The following is a 16,522-nucleotide window of genomic DNA, read 5'->3' as shown; positions in this document are numbered from 1 at the left end:
GCACAAGAGGTGTGAAGGGCCTGATGGTGGATCAATCATCTTGTCATGAACCTGCGATCCGACGGACGGATCGCGGCCTCATGGAGGTGTGGGATGCACCGCAGACTCACCACCGGTCTCGCCGCTTCGGCCCTTGCCCTGATCACCGTCACCGCAACTGCCGCCACCGCCACCGCGGTTCCCGCCGACAAGCCCCAGGTCCTCTCCAACTGGACCCAGACCAGCGCGTCGAGCTACAACACGTGGGCCGCCGCCCGCGCGAACCAGTCCGCCTGGGCCGCCTACGAGTTCAACTGGTCCACCGACTACTGCTCCTCCTCGCCCGACAACCCCTTCGGCTTCCCCTTCGCCATGTCCTGCGCCCGGCACGACTTCGGCTACCGCAACTACAAGGCCGCGGGCGCGTTCGACGCCAACAAGGCCCGCCTCGACAGCGCCTTCTACGAGGACCTCAAGCGCGTGTGCAACAACTACAGCGGCAGCACGAAGAACGCCTGCAACAGCACGGCCTGGACGTACTACCAGGCCGTGAAGGCCTTCGGCTGACAGCGGTCACCTCCCCGAGGCCGGGTGCGGTACGCCGCACCCGGCCTCCCCCTGGGTAACGTCACCACATGCCCCATGATCTGCTGCCCGTCACCCGAATACCCCGCACCGGGCTCCCCGCGCACGCGATCGTCGTCGGCGACCCGGCACGCGCGGCGCTCGTCGCCGCACTGCTCGACGGCGCCGAGGAGGTCTCGTACCACCGCGAATACCGTGTCTTCAGCGGGAGTTGGAAGGGCCTGCCCGTCACCGTCGCCTCGCACGGGGTGGGCGCTCCGGGCGCGATCCTGCTGTTCCAGGAGCTGGCCGACGCGGGCGTGCACACCCTTCTACGGTTCGGTACGGCGGGCGCGATGAAGCCGGGCATCGGCGACGGCGATCTGGTCATCGCCGAGGCGGCCGTACGCGACGACGGGGTCACCCACCAGTTGCTGCCGCCCGAGTACCCGGCGGTCTCCTCCCCCGAGGCGGTGTTCGCCCTCCAGCGCGCGGCACGCGAGGCAGGCGCCCCGCACCACCGGGGCATCGTGTGGACGCGGGCCGCGTTCCAGCCGGGGCTGCTGCCCCTCTTCCCGTACGGCGGCGCGGGGCTCTCGGCGATCGAGATGGAGCTGTCCGCGCTGCTGGTGACGGCCTCGCTGCGCGGGCTTGTGGCCGGGGGCGTGCTGGTCGTGGACGGTGCCAACGCGGACGAACTCGTCGACGAACAGGGCACCGGCGGATACGACCCCCACCGAAAGGTCGTGGCGGCGGGCGTGGAAAGAGGTGCCGTCGTATCCCTGGAGGCGCTGCGGCTGCTGGCGGGGCAGTTGCCCTGATCTGCGCATTCGGCGTCCCGTTCAGCATGGTGAACCCCCATAATGGCGTGAGACATCGGATGTCTGAACGACAGGGAGGCCGGCCATGGCAGTCACCGACGAGGCGATCGAAAAGATCAAGGGCATGATCGTCTCCGGCGCGCTGCGCCCGGGCGACCGGCTGCCCAAGGAGAGCGAGCTCGCCTCCGAGCTGGGGCTGTCCCGCAACTCCCTGCGGGAGGCCGTACGCGCCCTGTCCCTGATCCGCATCCTGGACGTGCGCCAGGGCGACGGCACGTACGTCACCAGCCTCGATCCGCAACTCCTCCTGGAGGCGCTGAGCTTCGTCGTCGACTTCCACCGCGACGACACGGTCCTCGAGTTCCTGGCCGTACGCCGCATCCTGGAGCCGGCCGCGACGGCGATGGCGGCCTCCCGGGTCAGCGAGCAGCAACTGGACGCACTGTCGGCCCAGTTGGACAAGCTCGGCGACGCGCCGTCGGTCGAGGAACTGGTCGCGAGTGACCTGGACTTCCACCGGGGCATCGTGCAGGGCTCGGGCAACTCGGTGCTCTGCTCGCTCCTCGACGGCCTCTCGGGTCCCACCACCCGCGCCCGTATCTGGCGCGGGCTGACCCAGGAGGACGCGGTCAGCCGCACGCTGCACGAGCACCGGATGATCCTCGCGGCCCTGCGGGATCGGGACGCGGAGGCGGCGAGGTCGTGGGCGACGGTGCATATCGCGAGCGTGGAGCAGTGGTTGCGGTCCACGTTGTGAGTTTGGCCGGGGGGCGCCGTAGGGGTGCTTGTCGTCTTGAGAGTGCCGGTTCGTCGTGGCTGGTCGCGCAGTTCCCCGCGCCCCTAGGTTGGTCCACTGGCCCGAGTGAGAGCCCAAGGGTGTTTTGGGGTGGCGAACAGGGCATTGATCCGTTCACTCCCCCGTGCAAGGGGGCTGCGGGCACCCCCGTCGCACGCCGTAAGGTTGGGACGTCAGGCGAGGGCACGTCGGAAGGAGGCGCTGGGTGATCGAGCTCGAGGGGGTTCCCGAGCTGATCGACCCGGTCATGGTGGCCGCGTTCGAGGGCTGGAACGATGCCGGCGACGCCGCCTCCACCGCGGTCGCGCATCTGGACAGGGAGTGGAAGGGCGAGGTGTTCGCGGCGCTGGACGCCGAGGACTACTACGACTTCCAGGTGAACCGCCCCACCGTGTGGATGGACGCCGGAGTGCGCAAGATCACGTGGCCGACGACAAGGTTGTCGGTGGTGCGGATCGGCGGTGAAAAACCCCGCGATCTCGTTCTCGTCCGCGGTATCGAACCGTCCATGCGATGGCGCTCGTTCTGCAACGAGATTCTCGGCTTCGCCCACGAACTGGGCGTGGAGCTGGTGGTCATCCTGGGCGCCCTGCTCGGCGACACCCCGCACACGCGTCCCGTCCCGATCAGCGGGACCACGTCGGACGCCGACCTGGCCCGGCGGATGGACCTGGAGGAGACCAAGTACGAGGGCCCCACGGGCATCGTCGGCGTCCTCCAGGAGGCGTGCACCCACGCCGGTGTGCCGGCCGTGTCGCTGTGGGCGGCCGTCCCGCACTACGTGTCGCAGCCGCCCAACCCGAAGGCGACGCTGGCCCTCCTCAACCGCCTGGAGGACCTGATCGACGTACGCATCCCGCTGGGCGAGCTGCCCGAGGACGCGCGCGCCTGGCAGGTGGGCGTGGACCAGCTGGCCGCCGAGGACACCGAGGTCGCCGAGTACGTGCAGACGCTGGAGGAGGCGCGGGACACCGCCGAGCTGCCGGAGGCTTCGGGCGAGGCGATCGCCCGCGAGTTCGAGCGGTATCTGCGGCGCCGGGACACTCCGGGCGGCCATGCCACGGAGGGCGGAGAGGGCACGCCGTTCCTCAAGGACCGGGGTGATGGCCCCGGCGGTCGTGCCAAGCCGCCGAAGCCTCCGAAGCCGGAGACGGAGACGGACGAAGAGGATTCGTCCGAGGACTGAGACACAGAAGGGGCGGTACGGGAGAGCCGTACCGCCCCTGACGTTCTCAGCGCGCCACAGCGACCAGGTCGTACGTGGTCGTCGGCGTCGGAGTCGTCGTGAACCGTGCGTTGGGCAGGTAGAGCCGGTCCCGGTACGCGGCGACCGTGGTCGGCACGTCGAAGTCCGGGTCGGTGATGCGGCGCCGGAAGACTCCGCTGGTGCCGTCCGGCGCGAGCGTGAACACGTCGATCGCGTTCTGCCGGTTCTGGACGACGTACAGCGTCCGCCCGAGCAGCAGCAGGCCGTCGCCGTTGGTGAGCGGGGCCGCGTCGCCGAGGTCGACGATCTTGGTGACGCCGGTCTTCGGGTCCACCCGGTGCAGGGCGCCGACCCCGGACTGCACGACCAGCAGGGCCGAGCCGTCGGGGGTGCGGGTGATGCCGTTGGCGTTGACGACCTCGCCGGGGACCTGGCTCCAGTCGCCGCTCAGTGTGAGCGTCACGATGTCGTCCGCGTCCGGCAGCGCGCCGCGCCGGCCGAGCGGCAGGGCGTAGAGCGCGGGCTGGTAGGAGTCGGTGAACCAGGCCGTGCGGGGGGTCAGGAACACATCGTTGGCGAAGGTCGGGGTCGCCGTGGTGAGGACGTACGACGCGATGATCGCGCCGCTGCGGGCGTCGACGACCCGGGCGCCCTGGCCGCGTCCGGCGACGAACAGCCGTCCCCGGTCGTCGAGTTTGAGGCCGACGGAGGGCGTGCCGGGCCCGGTCGAGATGATGCCGCCCTTGCCGGTGCGCAGGTCGGCCCGGTAGATCGAGCCGTCGCCGAGCGAGCCGAGGTAGGCGTAGGGCCCGCCGCCGATGGTGATGCCCTCCGGGCGGAAGCCGTCGGGCAGCGGGATCACGGTCGGCCAGGACTTCCCGGAGGCCGAGGCCGTCGTGGCCCCGGCGAGCACGGCACCGGCGGTCGCGGCACCGGCCGTGAGGAGTCTGCGGCGGGTGGGGCCATGTGCGAAGGAGCGATGCGTGGGTGCCACTGTGCGTCCTTCCGCGGAGGGACCGGCCGACTGGCTGGTCCAACGGTCAACTGACGCGTCCACCCCATCACATGGCGGAGGGCTCCGCAGCTCTCCCCCGTCCCTCGACAGCCAGTAGACAGCTTCTGGCCGGATTGTTACGGGACATCTCTTTCACGCCGATTGCACACGGTGCGTTGCGAGAACCAAGCGCGCACTGTCTCATTGACGTTCACGTCAACCGGGCTGGTTCCAACCCGGCTGGTGTCGATCGCGTAAGACCCGATCCCTCGTTGAGCGGTCAGGCGGCGTGAGCCAGGAATCCGCCCGAGGTCCGGCTGCGTGCCGGGGCCTCGGGCGTCCGCTCGGCCGGGCCGAACGGTACTGGGACGAGTTGCTCCCCTACCCCTGTGAACTCCCGCCGCGGCTCCGGCTGTTCGTGGCCGGCGCCTGGCGCAACCTGAACCACCCGTCCCCCGAGATCCGCCAGGCGGTGCACACCGCCGTCGCGGGTGGACGGCCCGATGTCCGAGTGTGGTTCTCGGACGGCGAGATCGTCGGCCTGGTGATCACCGGCTGACGCAGCCCATCACATCAAGGGAAGGTGACACCCGTATGAGCACCACCCCGCAGATGAGTCACATGGGACTACAGCAAGGCCAGCAGTTCCCCAGCACGTCGCCGTACCAGCAACAGCCGTACGGCATGGGCATGAGCGGCACGCTGGAGCAGCTCCAGCAGGTCGCGCTGTCGGCGGTGCAGCAGGTCGTCCAGCAGGTGCAGGCCCTCACCTCCGGTGTGGCGAACGGCTTCATCGACATCGTCCACCCGCTCCAGGAGCAGCCGCACCAGATCTTCCTGGGACACCCAGTCACCGAACGTGCTGCGCAGCGTACGGATCCAGCGGATCTGACGCGCATGTGAGAAATGGGGCCGCTTCCTCCCTCGATGAGGAAGCGGCCCTTCCGCGTGCTTACAGGGCCACGCCCAGCAGAGCGTCCACCGCGCGCGATACGACGCCGGGGGCGCCCTCGTCCGTGCCGCCCCGCTCCTGCTGGAGCGCCGTCCAGCGGTCGACGGCGGCGAGGGCGGCCGGGGCGTCCAGGTCGTTCGCCAGGGCCTCGCGCATCTGTGCGACCAGCGTCTCGGCGGGCGGTCCGTCGGGGCGGGAGACGGCGGCACGCCAGCGGTCGAGGCGCGCGAGGGCGTCCTGGAGGACCTGGTCGGTCCACTCCCAGTCGGCCCGGTAGTGGTGGGCGAGCAGGGCCAGCCTGATCGCGGCCGGGTCGACGCCCTCGCGGCGCAGGGTGGAGACGAAGACCAGGTTGCCCTTGGACTTCGACATCTTCTCGCCGTGCAGCGCGACCATGCCGGCGTGGACGTACGCCTTGGCCATGGGGAACTCGCCGGTCAGCACCTGGGCGTGCGAGGCGCCCATCTCGTGGTGCGGGAAGGCGAGGTCGGAGCCACCGCCCTGGATGTCGAAGCCCATGCCGAGGTGGTCCAGGGCGATGGCGACACACTCGATGTGCCAGCCGGGCCGTCCGCGGCCCAGCGAACCGCCGTCCCAGCTGGGCTCGCCCTCGCGGGCGGCCATCCACAGCATCGGGTCCAGCGGGTTCTTCTTGCCCGGCCGGTCGGGGTCGCCGCCGCGCTCCGCGGACAGCAGCCGCATGGCGGCCACGTCGAGGCGGGAGACCTTGCCGAAGTTCGGGTCGGACTCGACGGAGAAGTAGATGTCTCCTTCGAGTTCGTAGGCGGCGCCCGCGTCGCGCAGTCGCTCGACGAGCGGCACGATGCCGGGTATCGCCTCGACCGCGCCGATGTAGTGCCGCGGCGGCAGCATCCGCAGGGCGGTCATGTCCTCGCGGAAGAGGGCCGTCTCCTTCTCGGCGAGGGCGACCCAGTCGATGTCGTCCCGCTGCGCGCGTTCCAGCAGGGGATCGTCGACGTCGGTCACGTTCTGGACGTAGTGAACCTGCCGCTTGGTGTCGAGCCACACGCGCTGCACGAGGTCGAACGCGTTGTAGGTCGCCGCGTGACCGATGTGGGTCGCGTCGTACGGGGTGATGCCGCAGACGTAGATACGGGCGACGGGACCGGGGTCGAGGGTGACGAGCCCATCGGTCGCTGTGTCGTGGATCCTCAGGTCGCGGCCCTTGTCAGGCAGGGCGGGGACCTCGGAAGCGGGCCAGGCATGCATGTCATGAGCCTAACCGGACGGAAGTTCCATATTCGAACCGGACCAGGCCGGATGGCCGGTGGCGCACTCTTGCGGAACGCCGTCGGCCGTGCCCGTTGTTCCCCCTGCACCGGCGACCCCTACACGGGCGGCCACGGAATGGCAGGCCACTCGCCGCTCGGCGCCGGATGGACCCCCGAGGTGAGCAACGCGTCCACACGCGCGCGCGTGGCGGCGAGTTCGGCGCCGGTGATCAGCCCGGCCAGACGCTCCGCCAGTGCTCCGCCGTCCCCCAAGGCGTCCTTGAGGCCCTTGAGGACGTCGACGGCCTCGCCCGTGAGCGGCTCGCCCGCCCACCCCCACAGCAGCGTGCGCAGCTTGTTCTCGGTGTTGAAGGTCACGCCGTGATCGATGCCGTACAGCCGGCCGTCGGCGGCCGGCAGCAGATGGCCGCCCTTGCGGTCCGCGTTGTTGATCACGGCGTCGAGGACGGCGAGGCGCCGCAGCCGTGCGTCGTCGGCGTGCACCAGCAGCGCCGTCTTTCCGTCGCCGACCTCGGCGAAGCCGATCGCCTTCCAGCCCTCCTCCGGCTCCTCACCGTCGACGAGGGCGAGCAGCTCGCTCTCCTCCGGTTGGGCCTCGATCCACAGCTGGACCATGCCCTCGCCGTAAGGCCCGTCGCGCAGCACGGTGGTGGGCACCAGGCCCCATCCGGTGGCCTCGGAGACCTCGTACGCGGCGACCTCGCGGCGGGCGAGGTTGCCGTCGGGGAAGTCCCAGAGGGGGCGCTCGCCGCGGACGGGCTTGTAGACGCAGTGGGCCTCTTCCCCCTCGTGGGAGACGGAGCAGTACAGCACCGCGTTCGAGGCGTCCCGGATCTGCCCGCGGACCGTGAGCTCACCCCGGGTGAGCAGCTGGGCCGTGGTCACGCTCCGCGGCGGTATCCGTTCTGGCGCGGACATACGTGTCCTTCCGGGTCGAGCGGGAGGCTGCACAGCGGGCACGGCGGCCGCCCGGCGTTGACGACATCCAGGGCGCGCTTGGCGAACGCGCGGGCCTGGGCGCCGGTGAGCCGGACCCGCAGCATCGGGGGCCCGTTCTCCTCGTCCTGGAGCAGCCGCTCCTCGGCCTCGGCGAGGTCCTCCTCGGAGTCGGCGTCCAGCTCCACGAGGGCCTGCGCCTCGACGATCATGCGCTGTTCGTCGCCGTCCCAGGCGAGGGCCATGGTGCCGACGCGGAACTCCTCCTCGACGGGGGCTTCCAGCGGGGCCGTGTCGGCGACCTCGGTGGGCGCCACGGCAGGGACGGCGGCGCTGCCGCCACTGCGTCGTACCACCTCGTCGAGCAGTTCGTCCATGCGCTCGGCGAGCGCGGCGACCTGGGTCTTCTCCAGAGCCACGCTGGTCACCCGGGATCCTGCGATGGCCTGGAGGAAGAACGTACGGCGCCCGGGCAGTCCGACCGTACCGGCCACGAAGCGGTCCGGCGGATCGTAGAGGAACACCTGACGGGACACGTCCTGTCTCCATTGGAATCGACATCGGGACCGGCCGCTGCGGCCACCGGAACTTGCGTCAGGGCCGCCTCGACCGCTTCACCCTACTGCGGTTGACGATCACGGTGCGCCCGCATCGCCCCCGACCCGGGCGTCACCTGACGGGGGTTCCGCGCGCGGCGCAAGGGAGGCGAAATCCCCGGTGTCACCGAGGCGAACGAGAAACGGCCTGAGGCGGGTGTAACGGATCGCGGTGATGGAACACGGTTCTACGGAGATCCGCTGGAAGAGGTCGAGATGGAGTCCGAGCGCGTCCGCCACGAGGGACTTGACGATGTCGCCGTGCGAGCACATGAGATAGACGGCGTCGGCGCCGTGGTCGCGCTCCACGCGCGCGTTCCACTCGCGCACCGCCTCGGCGGCACGGGTCGCCATCGCCCGCATCGACTCACCGCCGGGAAATTGCGCCGCCGACGGATGCGCCTGTACGACCTCCATCAGGGGTTCGTCCATCAGCTCGGCGAGCTTGCGCCCGGACCAGTCGCCGTAGTGGCACTCCCCGATCCGCTCGTCGGTGTGCGCGGTCAGTTCCGGCCGGGCGTCCAGCAGCGGCCGTATCGTCTCCTGGCAGCGCTGCAGCGGGCTGGTGACGACCTCGGAGATCGGCAGCTCGGCGAGCCGCCCGGGCAGCGCCGCGGCCTGCGCGGCGCCACGCTCGTCGAGAGCGACGCCGGGCGTCCACCCGGCGAGCAGTCCCTCGGTATTGGCGGTGGATCGTCCGTGCCGGACGAGGATCAGCGTGGGCATGCGGCCAAGGGTAGGCGTCCATCACCCGCCGAAGGGCCGCGCCGGTGTCGAGAGCCCATGGGGGTCCCCCCGCTCGAGCGTATTCGAGAGTGGGGGAGCGCGGAGGCCCGAAGGGTCGAGCACGGTCGGGCTCTCGACACCGGCTTTGGCGGCCCGGAGGCGAAAAAGTCAGCGTGCGCTTCGGGGCTGCGGGCGGGAGAATACGCTCCGTGATCGTCGACTGCGCCATATACCAGGACGGGATGCGCACGGAGGGGCCGCGGGATCTCTCCGACGCCCTGGCACAGTGCCGGGTGGGCGGGGACGCGTTCGTGTGGATCGGGCTGTACGAGCCGACGGAGCGCGAGTTCGACCAGGTGACGGAGGAGTTCGGGCTGCACCCGCTGGCTGTCGAGGACGCCCTGACCGCCCACCAGCGCCCCAAACTCGAGGTGTACGACGACTCGCTGTTCATGGTCCTCAAGCCGGTCGCGTACGAGCCCAAGAGCGACGACGTCACCTCCGGCGAGGTCATGATCTTCATCGGCGACTCGTTCGTGGTGACCGTGCGGCACGGCGAGGAGGCTCCGCTCACGGCGGTCCGCAAGCGGCTGGAGGCGGAGCCCGAGATGCTGCGGCACGGCCCCACGGGGGTGCTGTACGCGATCTCGGACGCGATCGTCGACCACTACGTGGACGTGGCGGGCGAGCTGAGCACCGATCTGGAGGAGCTGGAGGCGGAGGTGTTCTCGCCGACCGGCGGCGGCACCCGGCACACCGCGTCCCGTATCTACAACTTCAAGCGGCAGATCCTGGAGTTCCGCCGGGCCACCGGTCCGCTGGCCCAGCCGCTGGAACGGCTCGCGGGCACCGGCCTGTTCGGTCTGCGGGTGCCCTTCGTGTCGGAGAAGGCACAGCCGTTCTTCCGCGACGTCAACGACCACCTGATGCGCGTGAACGAGTCCGTCGAGGGCCTGGACCGGCTGGTGTCGGACATCCTGTCGGCTCATCTGGCCCAGATGAGCGTCCGGCAGAACGACGACATGCGGAAGATCTCCGCGTGGGCGGCCATGGCCGCGGTCCCCACGATGATCGCGGGCATCTACGGCATGAACTTCGACCACATGCCGGAGCTGCGCTGGGTGTGGTCGTATCCGGCGCTGATCCTGGCCATGGCCGCCCTGGAGGTCTTGCTGTACCGGCTGTTCAAGAGCCGGGGCTGGCTGTAGGCGCTGTTCTCAGGCGAACTCGGGGGCCGAGGTGGCGGGGCCGCCGAGGGCGTCGCGGCGTTCCGGCATCTTCAGGCTGACCATGCGGCGCCAGCCCGCGATCCGCTCGTAGGCGTAGATCGCGTGGATGCCCGCGGCGAGCAGCGCGGCCTTCGGCTTCGGCCAGCCGAGAATGCGGCCCATGTGGGACATGACGGCGAGGCTGACGTCCCGGTAGATCCGGATCTCGGCGAGCGCGCACTCCCGCAGCGTCCGCTGGATGGCCCGGCCGTGCCCGGCGCGGGCGAAGCGGAGCAGTTCCTCGTGGCAGTAGGCGAGGTGGTTGTCCTCGTCGTTGGAGATCATCTTCACCGCCCGGCCGAGGTCGGGGTGGTCGGCGAAGTGCTTGCGCAGCAGCTCCATCTCCTCGGAGGCGCGCTGCTCGGTGACCCGGCTGTGCGAGAGGTAGGTGACGATGTCCTGGACGGTGAGCGGCTCGTCGCGCTTGAGCTTGTCGTGCGCGAGGCCGATGCCGTTCTGCTCGAGGAGCATGGTGTAGTCGGTCTCGGGCGGTACGGGGACGGGATCGAGGCCGCGCTTCTTCATCAGGGCGTTGAAGATCCGCCCGTGCTTGTCCTCGTCCGCGCCGTGCCGGGTGATCTTGGGGGCGAGTGCGCGCTCGCTGTCCGGAACGAGCGCGGCGATACGGGCGTTCTCCCACCCGCCCTGCGACTCCCCGCTGGCGGCGATGGAGCAGAACAGGCGGAAGGACTCGTCGTTGTCGAGGATCTCCTGGAACAGACTCTTGGCCGAAAGCATCGTGCGCACCTCTCTGCAGGATTCCGCAAAGAACGAGTCAAATGCGGTGCGAGGGACGCTGCAACAGCTGTGTCGGACAACTCCGCCAAAAGGATGACCCCGGGCTCAGCCGTGGGCGTAACCGAGCGCGCTCCGGCGCGTTGTGCTGCGTGACGGCCGTGGCGGGGAAGACCCCCGAGCCCCCACCACGGCCGTAGAACTTCCCTCCGTGTTACGCCCCTTACGCCAGCCCGGCCCGTTCCAGGGCCTCGGTGCCGGCCCGCAGCGAGGCGAGCCGCTCGTCCAGCGTGAAGCCCGCCGGGTTGAGGGACAGGGTGGTGACGCCGGCGGCGGCGTAGGCCTTCATCCGGTCAGCGATGCGATCGACGGAGCCGAGCAGCGTGGTCCGGTCGATCAGCTCGTGCGGTACGGCGGCCGCCGCCCCCTGCTTGTCACCGGAGAGGTACTTCTCCTGGATCTCGGCGGCGGCCTGCTCGTAGCCCATGCGCCGGGCGAGCTGGTTGTAGAAGTTCTGCTTGGCGCTGCCCATGCCGCCGACGTACAGCGCGGTGTACGGGCGGAAGGCGTCGGCCAGCGCGGTCACGTCCTTGTCGGCACCGACCGCGAGCGGCAGCGTCGGGCAGACATCGAACCCGTCCATGGTCTTCCCGGCCTTCTCACGCCCGGCCCGCAGATGGTTGATCGCGGTGTCCTCGAGGTGGTCGGCGGACGGGAAGATGAGCAGCGCCCCGTCGGCGATCTCACCGGTCTGCTCCAGGTTCTTGGGGCCGATCGCGGCGATGTACAGCGGGATGTGCTCGCGCTCCGGGTGCACGGTCAGCTTGATCGGCTTGCCCGGACCGCCGGGCAGCGGCAGCGTCCAGTGCTCGCCGTCGTACGACAGCCGCTCCCGCGTCATCGCCTTCCGTACGATCTCCACGTACTCGCGGGTCCGGGAGAGCGGCTTGTCGAACTTGACGCCGTACCAGCCCTCGGAGACCTGCGGCCCGGAGACGCCGAGGCCGAGCCGGAAGCGGCCGCCGGAGAGCGAGTCGAGCGTGGCGGCGGTCATGGCGGTCATCGCCGGCTGCCGGGCCGGGATCTGGAAGATGGCCGAGCCCACGTCGATGCGCTCGGTCTGGGCGGCGACCCAGGTCAGCACGGTGGCCGCGTCCGAGCCGTACGCCTCGGCGGCCCAGCAGACGGCGTACCCGAGCCGGTCGGCCTCCTTCGCGACCGCGAGATTGTCCGCGTCCATTCCGGCGCCCCAGTAGCCGAGGTTGATCCCGAGCTGCATGGCGGATTCCCCTTACCGATCAGTAACGTCCCTTGTCCGGAGACCATAGCGCGGGGGTGGGGAAACTGGTCATCCACAGGCCCCCACATGACAGGTCGTGGCCAGTAATCTCGGCGTCCATGGAGCAGAGGCATCTCGGCCGCACCGGCCTGCGCGTGTCCCGCATCGGGCTCGGCACCCTCACCTGGGGCAGGGACACCGACGAGCACGACGCCGCGGACCTCTTGAAGACGTTCTGGGAAGCGGGCGGGACGCTCATCGACACGGCCGACGTGTACGGCGACGGGGAGGCCGAGTATCTGCTCGGACGACTCATAGAAGGCCTGGTCCCGCGCCGGGATCTGGTCATCTCCACGAAGGCGGGCAGCGTGCCCGACCCGGACGTCCGCGTCGACGGCTCACGCGGCCATCTGCTCGCCGCGCTGGACGCCTCGCTGGCCCGGCTCGGCACGGAGTACGTCGACCTGTGGCACATCCACGCCTACGACCCGTTCACCCCGCTCGAAGAGACCCTGCAGGCCCTCGACATGGCGGTCAGCAGCGGCCGGGCTCGCTATGCGGCCGTCTCCAACTTCTGCGGCTGGCAGCTCGCCAAGGCGGCCACGTGGCAGCTGACGGCGCCGGGGGTACGGACCCGGCTGGCGGGGACGCAGCTGGAGTACTCGCTGCTCCAGCGCGGCGTCGAACGCGAGGTGCTGCCCGCCGCCCTCGACCTCGGCATCGGCCTGCTGCCCTCCTCGCCGCTCGGCCGCGGGGTCCTGACCGGCAAGTACCGCAACGCGACGCCGGCCGACTCGCGGGGCGCGTCCGAGCATCTGGCGCCGTTCGTCGCGCCGTACCTCGACGACACCGCGAGCCGGATCGTGGACGCGGTGGCTACGGCGGCGGACGGGCTCGCGGTGACCCCGCTCCAGGTGGCCCTCGCCTGGGTCCGCGACCGGCCCGGGGTGTCCGCGCCCATCGTCGGCGCGCGCAACGCGCAGCAGCTCACGGCGGCATTGTCAGTGGAGGCCCTTAGTCTTCCTGACGAGATCTGCCGGGCGCTCGACGATGTGTCAGCGCCCGTGCACCGCTATCCCGATCACGACTGGAGCATGCTGTGAGCACGGACCCCGAGCCCACGGATGAAGCCGCGCACGCCGACCCGGGGACCCCGGACGCCGCGCGGGAGGGCACCACCCGGGAGACGGGGACGACGGAGGACGGGTCGGCGAGGGGCGGCGCGGACAAGACCGGGGCCGACGCGGACGGCGGCCTGGGCGCAGCCGACGCGGGCGAGGACCAAGGTCAGGCCGATGAAGCCGCTACCGCTGCCAAGTTGTCCGAGGCTGAGGCTGAGCTTGCCGCGCAGCGGATCGAGCGGGAGCGGATCGAGCGTCGGAAGGCTGAGAAGGCGGCGCCTATTACGGCTGGGGCGAAGCTCAGCGGAACGGCTGCCGATCTGCTCGCGGCTGTGCGTGCCGTGGAGAGCGGGGAGAAGCCCGCGGCCACCGTGTTCAGCGAGCCGGAGCCGACGCCTCGACGCCCCGCCGCTGAGCCGGTGCGCCGGCCGCAGACCGAGGCGGTCCAGGCGGACGGAGCGGTTACGGCCACGGCCCCCGCGGCCGAGGCCGTCGACGCCGTGCGCGGTGTGCTGGCCGACGGCGGCGCCCCGGAGACGCTCGCCCCGCAGGTCGCCGCGGCCCTCGGCGAGGGCGCGGGTGACGTGCTGCGGGCGGACCCCTGGCAGTTGCTGCGGGTCACCGGGGTGCGCCCCGAGCAGGCGGACGGGTTCGCGCGGGCGCTGCTCGGCGCCGAGTCAGGCCCGGACGACGAGCGGCGCGGCCGTGCGCTCACCGTGTGGCTCCTGGAGCAGGCCGCCCTGGCGGGACACACCGCCCTGGAGCTGCCGGCGCTCACCGCCGCACTGACCCAGCGGGGCGTGCCGGACGCGGACACCGCCGTACAGAACACCCTCGCCGAGGGCGAGGCCCTGGCCTTCCAGGACGCGTTGGACGACAAGGGCAGCGACACGGCCGACGAGGACGACGAGGAGCGGCCGGTCCGGGTCCTGGTCGGCCTGGAGCGGTACGCCCTCGCCGAGGAGAGCCTCGCCGACGGACTGGCCCGGCTGATCAACTCGGTGCCCAAGCAGGACGGTTCGGCCGACACGTGGGAGCGGGCCGCGTCGGCGGCGGGCTCCGCGGGCGAGTTGATCCGCGCGGTCGCGTCCCACGGTCTCGTGCTGCACACGGGCGGCGAGGCGTCCCTGACCGAACCGGCGGCGCTGCTGCGCGCGGCCTCCGAACTCGGACTCCGCGCCTGGGCCGCCACCCACAGCCCGCTGGGCTGCACGCGGTTCGCGGCGCTGCTGAGCGAGCCGGGCGGCTCCCGGGTCACCACCGTGTCCGGCCTGCTCTCCGGTGCCGAGGGCCCCGGCCGGGACACGGACGGCGCTCTGGACCTCGACCTCCTCGTGGTGCTGGACGCTCCGCAGCTGGACGTGGAGACGGCGGCGCTGCTCTCGGAGTCGCTGCCGGACGGGGCGCGGCTGCTGCTGGCCGGGGATCCCGGGGTGCTGTGGTCGGCGGGTCCGGGGCGGGTGTTCGCGGATCTGCTGGCGGCGCGGGTCTGCCCGCAGATCGCCTCCCGGCAGCCCGACCCCGGTCCGCTGGGCGAGCTGGTCTCCGGGATCGGCATCGGCGAGCTGAACCAGGTGGACTCCCCCGGCAAGGAGCTGGTGATCGTGCCGGTGCGGGACGCGGGCGAGGCCGTGCACCGGACCGTGCAGCTCGTCGCGGACTCGGTGCCGCGGGCGATCGGCGTGCCGGCCGAGCAGACCGTCGTCATCACGCCCGGCCACGGCGGCGCCGCCGGTACGCGCGCGCTGAACACGGCACTGAAGGAGCGGCTGAACCCCGGCCCCGGCCGGTTCGGCGGCTTCGACCCCGGCGACCGGATCGCCTACTCCCCCGCGCCGGGCCGTACGCTGCCGGGCCAGGTGGTGAAGGCCGACGCCGACGGGCTGCACCTGTCGTGTGCGGGCGCCCCGGTCGTCGTACCGAAGGAGCGGGTGGAGCAGTCCGTGCGGCACGGGTGGGCGCTGACCGCGCACCAGGCGGTGGGTGCCCGGTGGCCCGCGGTGGTCGTGGTGCTGCCCGGCGACGCCGCGCAGGCCCTCAGCCGGCCCTGGGTCTACACCGCCTTCGGCCGGGCGGAGCGCCATCTGTCGGTGGTCCACGGCGTCGAGCAGGCGCTCCCGCGCGCGGTGGCCGAGGTCCCGCCCAAGCCCAGGACGACCCGCCTGCCCGTTCTGCTGGCCCCGCAGATTCCGGCGGCGGGCTGACGCGGGCACGCGCACGCGCGACACGGACGACGGCGGTGGCCGCGGAGGCCGTGACCTCCGTGACCACCGCCGTCGTACCGGACGGTGTTCAGCCCGTCAGCGGTCCGCGTCCAGCCGCTCCAGGTCCTCGTCCTCCACCACGTCAGGCTCGAGTTCGTCCTCGAGGTCGTCGTCCACGTCGTCCTCGATCTCGTCGTCGAAGACGGCACTGACGTCGAACCGGCAGACCACCTGCTGCGGGTCGATCGCCTCGAACGGTGCCTCCAGCCACTCGCCGGGTTCGGCGGGGTCGTCCGCCGCGGTCACCCAGAGCGTGGAGTCGCCCTCCTCCAGGCCGAACTCCTTGTGCCGTGAGGCGATCTCGTCCGGTTCGAACTCGCCGAACAGAAGGCCCAGCGCCCCGTGCACGGTGCCGGATGCCCCCGGGCCGTCCCTGCCCTCGTCGTCCGCCGCCTCGACCCGCTGGGCCTGCGCCAGCAGCCGCTGCGGTTCCACCACCGCGTAGTCGCGGCGGATCAGCACGCTCAGCGCGTTCGGCTCCTCGGGCCCCGCGTACGGCGGCAGCGCGTCTTCGGTACCGGGGATCTCGAAGGGGGTGACCTCGTCGTAGCGGTCGTAGAGCAGTTCGTCGTACGCCTCGGCGGCCGCGGCGAGCTGGTTGAACGCCTCGTAGACGGTCGGGTCGTCCTCCCCCGACCGGCGTTCGACCGCGGCCAGGTGGCGGTCGAGCGCGGTCTTGACCGCCTCGGCGGCGGCGCGTACCTCGGCAGCGGTGGGCTGCTCAGCATCAGACATAGAGCAGACGCTATCCGTACAGGGGCTCTGCCCGCACAATAGATGCGATGCCGGAATACGAATTTGTCGACGTGTACGTGCCGCGCGGGGTATCTCGCAAGGACGCCACACGCCTGCTGACGGACCATGCCGAGTACGGACACTGGGAGTTGGACCGCCTGAGTCTGCTGCGGGACGGAAGCCGCAGGGTGCGGTTGCGCCGACGGATCATCCGCCAGGTGCGCGCCACGTGGTGAACTGAGGCAGAGAAAAACGGAGCGGGCCCCGCCACGGCGGGGCCCGCTCCGTTTCTGTGC

Annotated in this window: 18 protein-coding genes; 10 read left to right on the top strand and 8 right to left on the bottom strand. The window is 71.2% G+C overall.

Translation table 11 applies throughout. The features are described from left to right. Positions 1-93 precede the first annotated feature (93 nt). The 4 genes from KCH48_RS16500 to KCH48_RS16485 all read left to right on the top strand — a co-directional run bounded on the left by KCH48_RS16500 (position 94) and on the right by KCH48_RS16485 (position 3,346). Positions 94-546: a phospholipase gene (locus KCH48_RS16500; protein ID WP_210574838.1), complete on the top strand. Its 453-nt coding sequence runs from the start codon at positions 94-96 to the stop codon at positions 544-546. A gap of 68 nt (positions 547-614) precedes the next feature. After that, positions 615-1,364 (top strand): nucleoside phosphorylase, encoded by a 750-nt coding sequence (locus tag KCH48_RS16495; RefSeq protein WP_210574837.1) that lies wholly within the window; start codon positions 615-617, stop codon positions 1,362-1,364. Between the two features lie 85 nt (positions 1,365-1,449). After that, entirely contained in the window at positions 1,450-2,121 is a 672-nt protein-coding gene (locus KCH48_RS16490) for a FadR/GntR family transcriptional regulator (RefSeq protein WP_210574836.1), read from the top strand. 244 nt (positions 2,122-2,365) lie between these two features. Next, on the top strand, positions 2,366-3,346 hold the full coding sequence (locus KCH48_RS16485) for a PAC2 family protein (RefSeq protein ID WP_210574835.1): 981 nt from the start codon (positions 2,366-2,368) through the stop codon (positions 3,344-3,346). Positions 3,347-3,392: 46 nt separating this feature from the next. On the opposite strand, the gene KCH48_RS16480 is transcribed toward KCH48_RS16485, so the two are convergent. Continuing rightward, positions 3,393-4,361 carry an SMP-30/gluconolactonase/LRE family protein gene (locus KCH48_RS16480; protein ID WP_210574833.1) on the bottom strand — a complete coding sequence of 323 codons (969 nt, stop codon included), beginning with the start codon at positions 4,359-4,361 and terminating at the stop codon, positions 3,393-3,395. Positions 4,362-4,650: 289 nt separating this feature from the next. Here KCH48_RS16480 and KCH48_RS16475 point away from each other — a divergent pair, with 289 nt between their 5' ends. Continuing rightward, positions 4,651-4,920, top strand: coding sequence for a hypothetical protein (locus KCH48_RS16475; RefSeq protein WP_246885378.1), 270 nt, complete (start codon positions 4,651-4,653; stop codon positions 4,918-4,920). Between the two features lie 35 nt (positions 4,921-4,955). Further along, entirely contained in the window at positions 4,956-5,264 is a 309-nt protein-coding gene (locus KCH48_RS16470; protein WP_246885377.1) for a hypothetical protein, read from the top strand. A 49-nt stretch (positions 5,265-5,313) separates the two neighbouring features. Here KCH48_RS16470 and mshC read toward each other — a convergent pair whose 3' ends face one another. The 4 genes from mshC to KCH48_RS16450 all read right to left on the bottom strand — a co-directional run bounded on the left by mshC (position 5,314) and on the right by KCH48_RS16450 (position 8,824). Further along, positions 5,314-6,543 (bottom strand): cysteine--1-D-myo-inosityl 2-amino-2-deoxy-alpha-D-glucopyranoside ligase, encoded by a 1,230-nt coding sequence (gene mshC, locus KCH48_RS16465; protein ID WP_210574831.1) that lies wholly within the window; start codon positions 6,541-6,543, stop codon positions 5,314-5,316. A 119-nt stretch (positions 6,544-6,662) separates the two neighbouring features. Further along, positions 6,663-7,484: an SCO1664 family protein gene (locus KCH48_RS16460; RefSeq protein WP_210574830.1), complete on the bottom strand. Its 822-nt coding sequence runs from the start codon at positions 7,482-7,484 to the stop codon at positions 6,663-6,665. Then, the gene (locus KCH48_RS16455) at positions 7,448-8,038 is read right to left on the bottom strand and encodes a DUF3090 domain-containing protein (protein ID WP_210574829.1); all 591 of its coding nucleotides are present in this window, start codon (positions 8,036-8,038) and stop codon (positions 7,448-7,450) included. The genes KCH48_RS16460 and KCH48_RS16455 overlap by 37 nt, the downstream gene beginning before the upstream one ends. A 99-nt stretch (positions 8,039-8,137) precedes the next feature. Then, entirely contained in the window at positions 8,138-8,824 is a 687-nt protein-coding gene (locus KCH48_RS16450) for a histidine phosphatase family protein (RefSeq protein ID WP_210574828.1), read from the bottom strand. A gap of 209 nt (positions 8,825-9,033) precedes the next feature. Between KCH48_RS16450 and corA the strand changes: the two genes are divergently transcribed. Continuing rightward, positions 9,034-10,032, top strand: coding sequence for a magnesium/cobalt transporter CorA (gene corA, locus KCH48_RS16445; protein WP_210574827.1), 999 nt, complete (start codon positions 9,034-9,036; stop codon positions 10,030-10,032). Between the two features lie 9 nt (positions 10,033-10,041). Here the strand turns inward: corA and KCH48_RS16440 are convergent, their stop codons facing one another. Next, positions 10,042-10,830 carry a ferritin-like domain-containing protein gene (locus KCH48_RS16440; protein WP_210574826.1) on the bottom strand — a complete coding sequence of 263 codons (789 nt, stop codon included), beginning with the start codon at positions 10,828-10,830 and terminating at the stop codon, positions 10,042-10,044. A 220-nt stretch (positions 10,831-11,050) separates the two neighbouring features. Further along, on the bottom strand, positions 11,051-12,106 hold the full coding sequence (locus KCH48_RS16435) for an LLM class F420-dependent oxidoreductase (protein ID WP_210574825.1): 1,056 nt from the start codon (positions 12,104-12,106) through the stop codon (positions 11,051-11,053). Positions 12,107-12,225: 119 nt separating this feature from the next. On the opposite strand from KCH48_RS16435, the gene KCH48_RS16430 reads away from it, so the two are divergent. Both KCH48_RS16430 and KCH48_RS16425 read left to right on the top strand, forming a co-directional pair. After that, positions 12,226-13,209 (top strand): aldo/keto reductase, encoded by a 984-nt coding sequence (locus KCH48_RS16430; RefSeq protein WP_210574824.1) that lies wholly within the window; start codon positions 12,226-12,228, stop codon positions 13,207-13,209. Beyond that, positions 13,206-15,431 carry a helix-hairpin-helix domain-containing protein gene (locus tag KCH48_RS16425; RefSeq protein ID WP_210574823.1) on the top strand — a complete coding sequence of 742 codons (2,226 nt, stop codon included), beginning with the start codon at positions 13,206-13,208 and terminating at the stop codon, positions 15,429-15,431. The genes KCH48_RS16430 and KCH48_RS16425 overlap by 4 nt, the downstream gene beginning before the upstream one ends. 96 nt (positions 15,432-15,527) lie before the next feature. Here the strand turns inward: KCH48_RS16425 and KCH48_RS16420 are convergent, their stop codons facing one another. Then, positions 15,528-16,226, bottom strand: coding sequence for a hypothetical protein (locus KCH48_RS16420; protein ID WP_210574822.1), 699 nt, complete (start codon positions 16,224-16,226; stop codon positions 15,528-15,530). Positions 16,227-16,273: 47 nt separating this feature from the next. Here KCH48_RS16420 and KCH48_RS16415 point away from each other — a divergent pair, with 47 nt between their 5' ends. Continuing rightward, positions 16,274-16,462 (top strand): DUF5703 family protein, encoded by a 189-nt coding sequence (locus KCH48_RS16415; protein ID WP_005485166.1) that lies wholly within the window; start codon positions 16,274-16,276, stop codon positions 16,460-16,462. Positions 16,463-16,522: the final 60 nt, after the last annotated feature.

It is taken from the genome of Streptomyces sp. GESEQ-4 (assembly GCF_017948455.1).
GTDB lineage: Bacteria > Actinomycetota > Actinomycetes > Streptomycetales > Streptomycetaceae > Streptomyces.
The sequence above is the reverse complement of the archived record's forward strand: the minus strand, read 5'-3'. Positions and strand labels throughout refer to the sequence as shown.

What these genes read in the sequence shown, in the direction of transcription:
- KCH48_RS16490 (WP_210574836.1), top strand. Translation starts at nt 1,450, where the DNA reads ATGGCAGTCACCGACGAGGCGATCGAAAAGATCAAGGGCATGATCGTC.
- KCH48_RS16440 (WP_210574826.1), bottom strand. Translation starts at nt 10,830, where the DNA reads ATGCTTTCGGCCAAGAGTCTGTTCCAGGAGATCCTCGACAACGACGAG.
- KCH48_RS16450 (WP_210574828.1), bottom strand. Translation starts at nt 8,824, where the DNA reads ATGCCCACGCTGATCCTCGTCCGGCACGGACGATCCACCGCCAATACC.
- KCH48_RS16495 (WP_210574837.1), top strand. Translation starts at nt 615, where the DNA reads ATGCCCCATGATCTGCTGCCCGTCACCCGAATACCCCGCACCGGGCTC.
- KCH48_RS16420 (WP_210574822.1), bottom strand. Translation starts at nt 16,226, where the DNA reads ATGTCTGATGCTGAGCAGCCCACCGCTGCCGAGGTACGCGCCGCCGCC.
- KCH48_RS16500 (WP_210574838.1), top strand. Translation starts at nt 94, where the DNA reads ATGCACCGCAGACTCACCACCGGTCTCGCCGCTTCGGCCCTTGCCCTG.
- KCH48_RS16435 (WP_210574825.1), bottom strand. Translation starts at nt 12,106, where the DNA reads ATGCAGCTCGGGATCAACCTCGGCTACTGGGGCGCCGGAATGGACGCG.
- mshC (WP_210574831.1), bottom strand. Translation starts at nt 6,543, where the DNA reads ATGCATGCCTGGCCCGCTTCCGAGGTCCCCGCCCTGCCTGACAAGGGC.
- KCH48_RS16430 (WP_210574824.1), top strand. Translation starts at nt 12,226, where the DNA reads ATGGAGCAGAGGCATCTCGGCCGCACCGGCCTGCGCGTGTCCCGCATC.
- KCH48_RS16470 (WP_246885377.1), top strand. Translation starts at nt 4,956, where the DNA reads ATGAGCACCACCCCGCAGATGAGTCACATGGGACTACAGCAAGGCCAG.
- KCH48_RS16460 (WP_210574830.1), bottom strand. Translation starts at nt 7,484, where the DNA reads ATGTCCGCGCCAGAACGGATACCGCCGCGGAGCGTGACCACGGCCCAG.
- KCH48_RS16415 (WP_005485166.1), top strand. Translation starts at nt 16,274, where the DNA reads ATGCCGGAATACGAATTTGTCGACGTGTACGTGCCGCGCGGGGTATCT.